Here is a 12,365-nt window from a genome sequence, read left to right on the forward strand (position 1 = left end):
GGCAGGCCGCCGCTGGGCGCCAGCCAGAAATAGTCGGCGACGACCTACGCCGCCACCGCCTGGCGCGGCTCGCTGCGCCGGTAGCTCAGCGCCTCGGCGATGTGCAGGCGGCGCACCGCGTCGGAGCCGTCGAGATCGGCCAAGGTGCGGGCGACCCGCAGCGTGCGATGCCAGGCGCGGGCCGACAGGCCGAGCCGGTCGGCGGCACGGGCCAGCAGGGCACGGCCGTCGGCGTCGGGCTCGGCGATCGCCGCGAGCAGCGCGCCATCGGTGTCGGCATTGCAGCGCGGCTTGGACCAGTGGCGCGCGCGCTCCGACAGGAGGCCAGCCGTCTGATCGGGCTCGACCGTGACGAGCTTGCCCTTGCGCTCGAGCGCGGCCAGCCGCTCGCGCTGCACGGCGCGCGCCGCAGCCACGCGCTGGGCAACCTCGGCCGAGGACTCGCCAGGCGGCGGCAAGGCGAGGTCGGACGCCGCAACCGGCGGCACGTCGACGGTGAGGTCGATGCGGTCGAGCAGCGGACCGGAAAGCTTGCCCTGGTAGTCGAGGCCGCAGCGCGGCGCCCGACCGCAAGCCCGGCTCGCTTCCATCAGATGGCCGCAACGGCACGGGTTCATCGCCGCGATCCGGCTGGCGCAGGGCCTCCAGGGCGGCGCGGTTGAACTCCGGCAGCTCATCGAGGAAGAGCACGCCATGGTGGGCGAGCGACACCTCGCCGGGCCGGGGGCGCAGGCCACCACCGACCAGGGCCTGCAGGGTCGCCGAATGGTGCGGATCGCGGAAGGTGCGGCGGCGGCTCAGCCGGCCCTCGCCGAGATCGCCGGCCAGGGAGCGCACCATCGATGCTTCCAGCGCCTCCTCCGCCTCAAGCGGCGGCAGGATGCCGGGCAGGCGCGCCGCCAGCATCGACTTGCCCGAACCCGGCGGACCGATCATCAAGAGGTTGTGGCCGCCGGCGGCGGCGACCTCGAGCACCCGCTTGGCCGTCTCCTGGCCCTTGATCTCGGCGAGGTCGGGATAGTGCGCGCGATCCGGCTCCATCAGGGCCTGCGGTGGCGGCAGGATCTGCTTGCCGCCGAGATGGTTGATCAGGGCGAGCAGCGACGGCGCGGCGATGATCCGCGGCGGCTCGAGGCCGGCGCCGCGGGGGACGGCGCCGGCCTCGTTCGCGGACTCGAAGCCGCCCCACGCGGCCTCGCCCCCGCAAACCGCTGGACAGATCACGCCGCGCCCCGCCGCCCGGGCGGCGATCGCCGCGGGCAGGACGCCGGGCACGCGCATCAGCGCGCCGTCGAGGGCCAGCTCGCCCAGCACGACATGGTTCTCGATGCTCTCGCGCGCGACCACGCCCAGCGCGGCGAGCAGGCCGACCGCGATCGGCAGGTCGTAGTGGCTGCCTTCCTTGGCGAGATCGGCGGGCGAGAGGTTGACGGTGATGCGCAGCGGCGGCAGCGCCAGGCCGAGCGCCCGGAAGGCGGCCCGCACCCGCTCCCGGCTTTCGCCGACCGCCTTGTCGGCAAGGCCGACCAGGGCGAAACCGAGATTGCCGGGCGCCACCAGCACCTGGACATCGATCGGCAGGACGTCGATACCCTGGAACGACACGGTCCTGACCCTGGCTTGCATGATGTTCCCCCCGGTGTATGCGGAGAACAATCTATGAACGTTGATGAATTAAGTAAATCGTCTTAAAGTTGTATTCTGCAATGACAGACGGATGCTGTCGCGGCGACGGCGCCGGGGCCGTTTACCGCGATGATCGCCGGCGATACCGTCCGTCCGGGTTGATGCGCCGCGCTTGCGGGGAGGATTTTCATGGCCGTCTACGACTACGATCTCGGCTCCTACAGCCGGCCCGTCACGACAGGCTCGGCGGAGGCCCAGGCATGGTTCGATCGCGGCCTGGTCTGGTGCTACGGCTTCAACCACGAGGAGGCGGTGCGCTGCTTCGCCAGGGCCGCCGAGGCCGACCCCTCCTGTGCGATGGCCCATTGGGGCATCGCCTATGCTGCCGGGCCGAACTACAACAAGCAATGGAAGGCGTTCGATCCCGTCGACCTCGAGCAGTCGCTGCAGCGCGCCCGCACGGCGACCCGGCAGGCGCTGGCCCTTGCGAGCACGGCGAGCCCGGTCGAGCAGGCCCTGATCGCGCCGCTGGCCGAGCGCTACCCGTCGGACGATCCCGCTGCCGTCACGCCGGACTGGAACGACCGCTACGCCGAGCGCCTGCGCGCGGTCCATCGCGCCCATCGCGACGATCCCGACGTGGCGGCGCTGTTCGCCGAAGCGCTGATGAACCGCACGCCCTGGCAGCTCTGGGACATCAGGACGGGCAAGCCGGCCGACGGCGCCGACACGCTCGAGGCCAGGGCGGTGCTCGAACGGGCGATCGCCCGCCCGGGCGGCATGGCGCATCCCGGCCTGCTGCACCTCTACGTCCATCTGATGGAGATGTCGTCCGAGCCGCAGAGCGCGCTCCGCGCCGCCGATGCATTGCGCGGCCTCGTCCCCGACGCCGGCCATCTGGTGCACATGGCGACGCACATCGACGTCCTCTGCGGGCTGTACAAGAGCGTGATCGACGGCAACGGCCACGCCATCGTCGCCGACCGCAAGTACGTCGCCCGCGCGGGCGCCACCAATTTCTACACCCTCTATCGCTGCCACGATTTCCACTTCAGGATCTACGGCGCGATGTTCCTCGGCCAGCTGCAGCCGGCCCTCGAGGCGGCCGATGACCTGATCGCCAGCCTGCCCGAGGACCTCTTGCGCATCGAGTCGCCGCCGATGGCCGACTGGCTCGAAGGCTTCGTGCCGATGAAGCTGCACGTGCTGATCCGCTTCGGCCGCTGGGCCGACATCCTCGCCATGAAGCTGCCGGCGGACCGCGATCTCTACGCGGTCACCACGGCGATGACCCACTACGCCCGCGCCGTCGCCCATGCCGCGAGCGGCGACGTGGCGGCGGCCGAGCACGAGGCCCGCGCCTTCGACGCCGCCTACGCCCGCGTGCCGCCCTCGCGCTACCTGTTCAACAACACCTGCCGCGACATCCTGGCGGTCGCCGCCGAGATGCTTCTGGGCGAGATCGCCTACCGCAAGGGCCGGTTCGACCAGGCCTTCGCCCATCTCGCGAGGTCGGTCGAGCTCGACGACACCCTGCCCTACGACGAGCCGTGGGGCTGGATGCAGCCGACGCGCCACGCGCTGGGCGCCCTGCTGCTCGAGCAGGGTCATGTCGAGCGCGCCGAGGAGATCTACCGCGCCGACCTCGGGCTGGGCGGCACCCTGCCGCGCGCCTGCCAGCATCCGGAGAATGTCTGGAGCCTGCATGGCCTGCACGAATGCCTGGTGCGGCTCGGCAAGCACGCCGAGGCGCGCATGGTGAAGCAGCGCCTCGACATCGCCACCGCGTGGGCCGACGTGCCGATCAAGGCGTCGTGCTTCTGCCGGCTGCGGACGGCTGCATGAGCCTCGGGACTGACAACCTGCCGTCATAGACCTGGACTGCCGAAACCCATTCCGAGATCCTCGCTGCCGCCTGATCCCCGCCAACCGCCAGCACCGCGGCCGGCGCCGCACGCTTCCCCACAATCGGCTCCAGTCGCGACGGGCACATGAAAAGGCCCCCGTCACCGGGGGCCCTTCCATCCCTTTGCGGGAGGCTCTTTACGAGCCGCGATAGCTCGTGTCTCCATGGCTGCGGGGGCCCCGGTCGATGTCCCTGGCTCCCTCGGCCTTGGCGCCATCCATGCTCGAATGAGTGCCGTTGTCCACGTGGGTGCCGGCGCTTTCGCTCTGGCGCGTGGACTTGCCGGTTTCGGAATCCCACGTGACATCGCGGGTAAGGCCACAAGAGCTGGTCGTTCCATGTTTAACGGACATTGTCCTTCTCCTTCAGGGTCGTTCGGGTCATCATTGGCAATCCAATGACAGTCGTGATTGTGGGCGGAAGACACGACAAAAGTCGTCCGACGGAGAGCGGCAGGAATGAGAGGATTCTCAAAATCGACAATTTTTTTGAGACAGGACCTGGTCGTCAAGCTGGTCAACGATCAGTACGGCGGCTTTACCCAACTGGCGGCTGACTGGGAGAAAAAGGCTGACGACTCTCCTGACTTTCCTCGCCCCAAGCAACGATCGAGCATATATCGCTGGATGTCACAAGGCGTTCCGGTCAAGGGTCCCGAGAACAGATACAAACTGCTCGCGCTATGTGGACTTCTCGACGTCGATCCACTTGCGGTTCTCGACTACGAGAAACTTGGATACTTCTCCAGTTTCACCAAGGTCCGACAATTGATCTATTCGACTCAACTTGTCATGGATTCTATCGGACCTCTTTTCGAGCTATATAAGCCAAATGAACATTGGCCTTCTTCGCGTCTGGCAAAGATGTACTTTGGCCACGACTGGCATGACAGCACCTTCTCCAACGCCAATGAGTGGAAAGAGGATCACTACGGTCTGCTGAGAGCTACTTTTTCCAGCAATCACCTCGAGAGACCCAAGGCTGTTCACATCGCCTATCGCAGGACGCGGTATCCGGATACGATGTGGCGATATTATGGGACCGTCATTTCGGTGGGCATGGAGCTCAGGTTGTACTCCGAGAGCGGGGCATACCGGATCATGCCAGCCGTACACGATCGAGAGATCAGATTTCGCACCTACTTCGGGGCAAGACCTGTGGAGTTCAAGGTTGTCAGCCTCCACGAGTTCAAGCTGGAGAGGGAGTGGCCCTTCGATGACAAGGATACGATTGGATTTGAATGGTGAACCACTCGATGTCTCGCCGGCTATTGCGTGACTCGCGCGGTGCGCCATTCATCCGGTCTCAATCGGCTGCGCCCTGAGCCGGCGCCGCGAAGAAGCCGGCGCGCGGGAAATGGACGACGACGTCGCCCACGCGCTCGTCGTGGCGGGCAAGCGAGATGCGGTCGGCCGTCAGGCCGACCAGGCTGCCGGTCACCGGCACCCGGCCGGTATCGTCGGGCGTGACGCTCAGGATCTGGCCGGCTTTCAGTCCGCTGGGATCGTCGGCGGCGACGCTTGTCGGCTCGGGCTTCGCCGCCTTGGCGATGGCAAGCGCATCGCTCGCCGCGAGCTCGCGTCGCGTGCCGCCCTTGCCGGCTGCGGTCATGCGCTCGGCCCAGGCAACGATGCGCGGCAGGCGGTCGAGCGGGCTCGCCGTCGGGCCGACCTGCTGCTGGATGAACCACACCGGATTGTAGAGCGCGCAATCGGGAAGCGAGGCCGCATCACCCAGCAGGAACGGCCGGCCGTCGACGAGCATGGTCTCGGCGAGCGACATCAGCGCATAGGTCTGGTCGCGCACGATGGGCAGCGCCGCGCGCAGCCGCTCGGGGTCGAAATTGCGGCCGGAGAACTCGCTGCGGTCCTTCTTGAAGGCCGGGCCGAAACGCTCGTCGACCGGCACCTGGCTCATCACCACGCCGACCGCGGGACCGAAGATCGAGCGGTCGATCCACAGCGCCAGCGCCCGCGCCTCGCCTTCGCGCCCCTTGGGCAGGAAGCTGGGCGTCGGCAGGCGGCGCTCGAGCTCCATCATGATCAGCTGGGTGTCGCAGTAGGCGTCGGCGCCGATCTGCATCACCGGCGTCTTGCGATAGCCGCCGGTCAGCGGCATCAGGTCGGGCTTGGGCATGATGCTGGGAATGTCGACCGACTGCCACGCCGCGCGCTTCAGCCCGAGGGCGATGCGCGCCTTCTCGGCGAACGGCGACACGGCATAGTGGTGGAGGATGATGTCCGTCATGGCTCGACACCGTCGCCACCTCGCCCGGGCTTGTCAACGCGCGCAGCGCGGCCTTGAATGGCGCCATGCGCCGCCGCCATTTCCTGTCCGCAACTGCCAGCCTGATGGCCGCGCTCCCGTCGGCCGAGGCATGGGCGTGGCCCGACCAGCCGATCAAGATCGTGGTGCCCTTCACGCCGGGTACCGGTCCGGACATCATCGCCCGTTTCATCGACGACCGTCTGTCGCCAAAGCTCGGCCAGCCGATCGTGGTCGAGAATGTCGCCGGCGCGAGCGGCAACATCGGCACCCAGCAGGTCGCGCGTGCCAAGCCGGACGGCTACACGCTCCTGTCCCAGGTCAGCACGCTGGTGATGAACGCCAGCCTGTTCAAGAATTTGCCCTACGATCCGGTGGCCGATTTCGCGCCGATCGGCCTCACGGCGCTGGGCTCGCTGGTGCTGGTCTCCCATCCCGGCCAAGTGCCCGCCACGCTCGCCGAGCTCGAAGCCGCGGCGCGGGCCGCGCCCAAGATCCTGACCTACGGCAGCCCGGGGGTCGGCACGCCGCATCACCTGTCGATGGCCCTGGTCGAAACGACGATGGCGATCGAGCTGGTGCACGTCCCCTACAAGGGGACAGCGGGCGCCCTGCAGGACCTGCTGGGCGGCCAGATCAACTACATGTTCCTGCCCATCCATGTCGCTGCCCAGCACGTCCGCGGCGGCAAGCTGAAGGCGATTGCCGCCGGCAGCCAGCGCCGGCTGGCGCAGCTGCCCGACGTACCGACCTTGAGCGAAAGCGGGCTGAAAGGCATCGATGTCGACATGTGGTACGGCTTCTTCGCCCCCAAGGGCACGCCGGCCGACCTGATCGATCGTCTCAATCGCGACATCGGCGCCGTGCTGGAAACACCCGACGCACGCCGCGTATTCGAAGCGCAGGGCCTGATCCCGGTGACCTCCACCCCGCAGGCGCTGGGTGAGATCGTGGCGCACGACCGCGACCGCTGGGCCGACGTCGTGAGCAAGCGCGGCATCCAGGCCGGGTAGCTCAATCGTACAGGTGGCACGCCACGGCGCGGCCGCCGCCCTTGTCGCGCATCGGCGGATCCACCGACCTGCAGGCGTCCATCGCCCTGGGGCAACGGGTGTGGAAGCGGCAGCCGGGCGGCGGGCGCAGCGCGCTCGGAATCTCGCCGGTGATGATCTGCTGGCCACGCTCGGCCTCGAGCTCGGGATCGGCGATCGGCACGGCCGCCAGCAGCGCCTGGGTGTAGGGGTGCAGCGGGTCCTTGTAGAGCTGGTCGCGGGTGGCGACCTCGACGATGCGGCCGAGATACATCACGGCGATACGGTCGCTGATGTGGCGTACCACCGACAGGTCGTGGGCGATGAAGATGTAGGTGAGGCCGAGCCGGTCCTGCAGCTCCATGAACAGGTTCACGACCTGCGCCTGGATCGACACGTCGAGCGCCGACACCGGCTCGTCGCAGATCAGCAGGCTGGGCTCAAGCGCCATGGCGCGGGCGATGCCGATGCGCTGGCGCTGGCCGCCCGAGAACTCGTGCGGATAGCGCTCGGCCATGTCGGGCAGCAGGCCGACCATCGACAGCAGATCGGCGACGCGCGCGCGGTAGCGCGGCCCGTCGTCGGCCAGGCCGTGCACGACCAGCGGCTCGCCGACGATGTCGGCCACCTTCATGCGCGGGTTCAGGGAGCCGTAGGGATCCTGGTAGACCATCTGCATCTTGCGGCGGATCGGCCGCATGCGCGCGCGGTCGTGGCGCGTGATGTCCTCGCCCTCGAACTCGACCTTGCCTGACGTGATGTCGAGCATGCGCAGCACGGCGAGCCCGGTCGTCGACTTGCCGCAGCCCGATTCGCCCACCAGGCCGAGCGTCTCGCCGCGCCGCACCGTGAAGCTCACGCCGTCGACGGCTTTCACCGTGCCGGCCTGGCGACGCACGACGACGCCCGCCGTGACCGGAAAGTGGACTTTCAGGTCCTCGACCTTGAGGACCGTTTCAGGCGGCGACGGCGAGTCGGTCATGGAACAGGCAGGCGGAGAAATGGTTGGGGGCGCTCTCGACCAGCGGCGGCCGCTCGGCACGGCAGCGCTCGACGGCATGGCGGCAGCGCGGGGCGAAGGCGCAGCCCGGCGGCAGGGTGGCGAGGTCGGGCGGCTGGCCCTCGATCGGCACCAGCGGCCGGTCCGTGTCGCCATCGAGCCGCGGCACCGACGCCATCAGGCCCCGGGTGTAGGGATGGCGCGGCGTCCTGTAGAGCTGGCGCGCCGGCGCGGTCTCGACGATGCGGCCGCCATACATCACCACGACGCGGTCGGCGTAGCGCGCCACCACGCCGAGATCGTGGGTGATCAGGATCATCGCCGAGTTGGCCTCGCGCGTCAGCTCCTTGAGCAGCGCCAGGATCTGCGCCTGCACCGTGACGTCGAGCGCCGTGGTCGGCTCGTCGGCGATGATGAGCTGCGGCTGGCAGGCGAGCGCCATGGCGATCATGACGCGCTGGCGCATGCCGCCCGAATATTGGTGCGGATAGGAGGAGAGCCGGCTGCGGCCGTCGGGAATGCGCACCTTGCCCAGGAGCTCGGCGGCCTTGTCGAGGGCGGCCGCCCACGGCGTCTTGCGATGCAGGTTGATCGGCTCGCCAACCTGCAGGCCGACGGTGAGCGCCGGATTGAGCGAGCTCATCGGCTCCTGGAAGATCATGGCGATGCGATCGCCACGGATGGCGCGGATCTCCTCGTCGCTGAGCTTCAGGAGATCCTTGCCGTCGAACACGATCTCGCCGTCCTCGATGCGGCCCGGCGGATCGGGGATCAGGCGCAGGATGGAGAGCGCGGTGACGCTCTTGCCCGAGCCCGATTCGCCGACGATGGCCAGCGTCTCGCCGGCGGCGAGGTCGAACGACACCCCGTCGACCGCCCGCACCGTGCCGCGCTCGGTGCGGAAGCGCGTCGACAGGTTGCGCACGCTGAGCAGCGGTGCGCGCTGGACCGGAGGGACCATGGGCCTAGTAGCCCATCTTCTTCTTCAGCTCCTGGTCGACCCACATGCGGGCATAGATCGGGCCCGGCCGTACCGCGCCGGCGCGCAGCTCGCCGCCGTAGTTCTTCACCCACGGCCACCACGCCGTATAGATGTAGGGCGTCGGCAGCCAGATGTAGGGCGCCTTGTCGAGGATCTCGCGCGTCAGCTCCTTGGCCATCGCCTGGCGCTTGCTCTCGTCGGGCTCGCGGTACATCTCGGCGATCTTGGCGTCGAATGCCGGATCGCTGTACTGAGAGGGGTTCCACACCTCCTTGGTGACGAAGCTCTTGCGCAAGGTCGTCGTCGGGTTGGTGTGGCCGTTGTTCATGAAGTAGCCCGGCGCGTTGGTCTTGGTCGTCATCGCCGACAGGAAAGCCGCGTACTCCATGGGCTGGATCTCGAGCTTGACGCCGACCGCCTCGAGATAGGCGGCGACCAGCGGCAGCAGGTCCATGTGGTCCGGATTGCACGAGCAGACCTGGACCTTGAAGCTGAAGCCCTTTGGATAGCCGGCCTCGGCCAGCAGCTTCTTCGCCTTGTCCGGGTTGAAGGTGAACAGCTCCTTGACCGAAGGCGGCATGGCGTCGAGCGTCTCGAAGTAGCCGAGATAGTCGGGATGCTGCGGATAGGCGAACAGCTCGGCGTTGCCGCCGTAGTAGGCCTTCACGATCTCCTGCTTGTCGACCGCCATGTTGAGCGCGCGGCGCACGCGGATGTCGTCGAACGGCTTGGTGTCGACGCGCATCGACAGGAACGTGCCCGACATGTTGAGCCATTTCGACCATTTGAGCTGCGGCGTCGACTTCTTGAGGTCGTCGGCCGCGCTCCACCGGATGCTCTCCAGCATGTCGAGCTTGGCGGTGCGCAGCGCGGTCAGGAAGGTCGCCTCGTCCTTGATGGTGCGATAGACGACCTTGTCGACGAACGGCAGCTTGTACTCCTCGCCGCCGATCTTGTCCTTGTCCCAGTAGATCGGGTTTCTGCTGTAGACGTTCATGCTGCCCTGCACGAAGTCGCTCAGCATGAACGGCCCGGTGCCGTTGATGTTCTTCCAGTTGGCGGCGCCCGCCTCGGCCACTTCCTTCGGCACGATCGGCGAGTAGTAGCCCCAGCCGAAACGGTAGTCCCATTCGGCGTGGAAGCCCTTGAAGGTGAAGACCACGGTGTACTTGTCGGTCGCCTCGACCTTGTCGACATGGTCGAAGTAGCCGGCGATCTTCTTCGGGCTGTTGTTCAGCCGGTTGTACGAGAACACCACGTCCTCGGCGACCAGCTCGCGCGACTTCATGACGCCCGGCTTGTCGGGGAACATGATTCCCTGACGCAGCTTGATCGTGACGCGCGTGGGGTTTTCGTCCCACTTCCAGCTCTCCGCCAGCTCGCCGCGGATCGCATCGGTCGCCAGCCACGCGTCGGCGTAGAACGGATGCTTGCCGCCATTGCGCACGCTCTTCGACAGGTCGGCAGCGAACAGCTGCTCGTAGACCGCGCCGGTGTCGTGGTTGAGCTTCCAGTTCCAGTCGGCCGGATCGAACGACAGGGCCGAGAGCGTCACGTAGACGGTGCCGATCTCGAGCGTGCCGCCGTATCTAGGCTTCTCCGGCGTTTCCGCCAGAACCGGCATCATCGCCAACCCCAATGCTGCCGCCGCACCCAACAGCACCTTGCCCAACCTGCGCATACGCATCCTCCTCGCTATCAGATTCATCGTCCTCCCCAACTTCGTTGGGGAGGTGTCGCCGTCCTACGGCGACGGAGGGGTCATGAGCACCACCACTGACACTTATGACCCCTCCGCCCCGTATGACGGGGCACCTCCCCACTGCGTGGGGAGGAATAACTCGCTAGTAGCCCATCTTCCTCTTCATCTCCTGGTCGAGCCAGATGCGGGCATAGATCGGGCCCGGCCGGATCGAGCCGACGCTGAGCTCGCCGTTGTAGTTCTTCACCCACGGCCACCATGCCGAGTAGACGTACTGCGTCGGCAGCCAGACATAGGGCGCATCGGCCACGGCGCGCGCCGTCAGCTCGCGCAGCAGGACCTGGCGCTTGGCCTCGTCCTTGGTCCTGTAGACCTCGTCCATCTTGGCATCGAACTCCGCGTCCGTGTGCATCGACGGGTTCCAGGTCTGGCCCGTCACGAACTGCTTGCGGATCGAGGTCGTGGGATTCGTGTGGCTCTGCGACATGAAGTAGCCGGCCGAATGCTTCTTGGTCGTCATCGCCGAGAGGAACGCCGAATACTCCATCGGCTTCAGCTCGGCCTTGACGCCGATCGCCTCGAAGTAGGCGACGAGCAGCGGCGCCAGGTCGACATGGTCGGGTGCGCAGGCGCAGTACTCCATGGGGAAGGTGAAGCCCTTGGGATAGCCGGCCTCGGCCAGCAGCTTCTTGGCCTTCTCGGGATTGTACTCGAAAAGCTCCCGGGCTTCCGGCGGCAGCTTGTCGAGCGTCTCGTAGTAGCCTGTCCAGTCAGGATGCATCGGGAAGGCGAACAGCTCGGCCTCGCCCTGGTAGTGCGCCTCGATGATCTCCTTCCTGTTGACCGCCAGGTTCATGGCGCGCCGCACGCGGATGTCGTCGAACGGCCTGACGTCGTTGCGCAGCGCGACGTAGGTGCCGAGCACATGCAGGCGCTTGTTCCATCTCAGGGCCGGCGCGCTCTTCTTCAGCTCGGGCACGTAGCGCGCGTTGATCGATTCCAGGATGTCGATCTTGGCGGTGCGCAGCGCGGCATGCTGGGTCGTCTCGTCCTTGATGGTGCGATAGACCAGCTTGTCGACGAACGGGATCTTGTACTCGACGCCGTCGAGCTTCTCCTTGTCCCAGTAGACCGGATTCTTCGAGTAGGTGTTGGAGTTGCCCTGCACGAAGTCGGTCAGCATGAACGGCCCGGTGCCGTTGACGTTCTTCCAGTTGGCGGGGCCGGCGTCGATCACCTCCTTGGGAACGACCGGGGTGTAGAAGCCCCAGGCGATGCGGTAGTCCCACTCGGCGTTGAACTCCTTGAAGTGGAAGACGACGGTGTGCCTGTCCTTGGCCTCGACCCTGTCGAGGAAATCGTAGTAGGTGGCGATGTTCTTGGGGCTCGACCGCATGCGGTTGAAGCTGAACACCACGTCGTCGGCGACGAACTCGCGCGACTTCATCACGCCGGGCTTGTCGGGATACATGATGCCCTTGCGCAGGTGGAAGGTCACCGACAGCGGGTCGTCGCTCCATTCCCACTTCTCGGCCAGCTCGCCGCGCTGGGAGTCGGGCGCCAGGAAGGCGTCGATGATGTAGGCGTACTTGCCGCCCTTCCTGACGCTCTTGTCGAGGTCGCCGGCAACCAGCTGCTCGTAGAACTGGCCGGTGTCGTGGTTGAGCTTCCAGTTCCAGTCGTAGGGATCCCACGACAGCGCCGACAGGGTGGCGAACCAGGTCGCCACTTCCAGGGTGCCGCCATATTGCGGCTTTTGCTGCGCCTCGGCGGCGCCGCCCCCCACCCAGCCGGCCAACGCCAAGCCGGCGACCCCGGCGACGAGACCGCGTGTCCACTTTCGCATCGACATG

The 12,365-nt window shown here is 67.0% G+C and carries 8 protein-coding genes and 1 pseudogene; 3 read left to right on the plus strand and 6 right to left on the minus strand.

Features of this window, described 5'->3' with window-relative positions:
• Positions 1-44: 44 nt before the first annotated feature.
• Positions 45-1,626: pseudogene (locus tag ACILR9_RS06275) on the minus strand (YifB family Mg chelatase-like AAA ATPase).
• 189 nt (positions 1,627-1,815) lie between these two features.
• Between ACILR9_RS06275 and ACILR9_RS06280 the strand changes: the two are divergent.
• Positions 1,816-3,471: a tetratricopeptide repeat protein gene (locus ACILR9_RS06280; RefSeq protein ID WP_395709050.1), complete on the plus strand. Its 1,656-nt coding sequence runs from the start codon at positions 1,816-1,818 to the stop codon at positions 3,469-3,471.
• A 519-nt stretch (positions 3,472-3,990) separates the two neighbouring features.
• Positions 3,991-4,779, plus strand: coding sequence for a hypothetical protein (locus ACILR9_RS06285; RefSeq protein ID WP_395709051.1), 789 nt, complete (start codon positions 3,991-3,993; stop codon positions 4,777-4,779).
• A 58-nt stretch (positions 4,780-4,837) separates the two neighbouring features.
• Here the strand turns inward: ACILR9_RS06285 and ACILR9_RS06290 are convergent, their stop codons facing one another.
• Positions 4,838-5,779: a glutathione S-transferase family protein gene (locus tag ACILR9_RS06290; RefSeq protein WP_395709052.1), complete on the minus strand. Its 942-nt coding sequence runs from the start codon at positions 5,777-5,779 to the stop codon at positions 4,838-4,840.
• 65 nt (positions 5,780-5,844) lie between these two features.
• Between ACILR9_RS06290 and ACILR9_RS06295 the strand changes: the two genes are divergently transcribed.
• Positions 5,845-6,810 carry a Bug family tripartite tricarboxylate transporter substrate binding protein gene (locus tag ACILR9_RS06295; RefSeq protein WP_395709053.1) on the plus strand — a complete coding sequence of 322 codons (966 nt, stop codon included), beginning with the start codon at positions 5,845-5,847 and terminating at the stop codon, positions 6,808-6,810.
• Position 6,811: 1 nt separating this feature from the next.
• On the opposite strand, the gene ACILR9_RS06300 is transcribed toward ACILR9_RS06295, so the two are convergent.
• From ACILR9_RS06300 to ACILR9_RS06315, 4 genes are all read right to left on the minus strand, one after another.
• Positions 6,812-7,810 carry an ABC transporter ATP-binding protein gene (locus ACILR9_RS06300; RefSeq protein ID WP_395709054.1) on the minus strand — a complete coding sequence of 333 codons (999 nt, stop codon included), beginning with the start codon at positions 7,808-7,810 and terminating at the stop codon, positions 6,812-6,814.
• Complete coding sequence (locus ACILR9_RS06305) at positions 7,785-8,789, minus strand: ABC transporter ATP-binding protein (RefSeq protein ID WP_395709055.1); 1,005 nt, start codon at positions 8,787-8,789, stop codon at positions 7,785-7,787. Before ACILR9_RS06305 ends, ACILR9_RS06300 begins: the two co-directional genes overlap by 26 nt.
• 4 nt (positions 8,790-8,793) lie before the next feature.
• A complete protein-coding gene (locus ACILR9_RS06310) occupies positions 8,794-10,491 on the minus strand; it encodes an ABC transporter substrate-binding protein (protein ID WP_395709056.1) in 1,698 nt (565 codons plus the stop codon).
• 163 nt (positions 10,492-10,654) lie between these two features.
• Positions 10,655-12,364 (minus strand): ABC transporter substrate-binding protein, encoded by a 1,710-nt coding sequence (locus tag ACILR9_RS06315; protein WP_395709057.1) that lies wholly within the window; start codon positions 12,362-12,364, stop codon positions 10,655-10,657.
• Position 12,365: the final 1 nt, after the last annotated feature.

The organism is Reyranella sp. (assembly GCF_044224635.1).
GTDB lineage: Bacteria > Pseudomonadota > Alphaproteobacteria > Reyranellales > Reyranellaceae > Reyranella.

What these genes read in the sequence shown, in the direction of transcription:
- ACILR9_RS06280 (WP_395709050.1), top strand. Translation starts at nt 1,816, where the DNA reads ATGGCCGTCTACGACTACGATCTCGGCTCCTACAGCCGGCCCGTCACG.
- ACILR9_RS06285 (WP_395709051.1), top strand. Translation starts at nt 3,991, where the DNA reads ATGAGAGGATTCTCAAAATCGACAATTTTTTTGAGACAGGACCTGGTC.
- ACILR9_RS06290 (WP_395709052.1), bottom strand. Translation starts at nt 5,779, where the DNA reads ATGACGGACATCATCCTCCACCACTATGCCGTGTCGCCGTTCGCCGAG.
- ACILR9_RS06295 (WP_395709053.1), top strand. Translation starts at nt 5,845, where the DNA reads ATGCGCCGCCGCCATTTCCTGTCCGCAACTGCCAGCCTGATGGCCGCG.
- ACILR9_RS06300 (WP_395709054.1), bottom strand. Translation starts at nt 7,810, where the DNA reads ATGACCGACTCGCCGTCGCCGCCTGAAACGGTCCTCAAGGTCGAGGAC.
- ACILR9_RS06305 (WP_395709055.1), bottom strand. Translation starts at nt 8,789, where the DNA reads ATGGTCCCTCCGGTCCAGCGCGCACCGCTGCTCAGCGTGCGCAACCTG.
- ACILR9_RS06310 (WP_395709056.1), bottom strand. Translation starts at nt 10,491, where the DNA reads ATGCGCAGGTTGGGCAAGGTGCTGTTGGGTGCGGCGGCAGCATTGGGG.
- ACILR9_RS06315 (WP_395709057.1), bottom strand. Translation starts at nt 12,364, where the DNA reads ATGTCGATGCGAAAGTGGACACGCGGTCTCGTCGCCGGGGTCGCCGGC.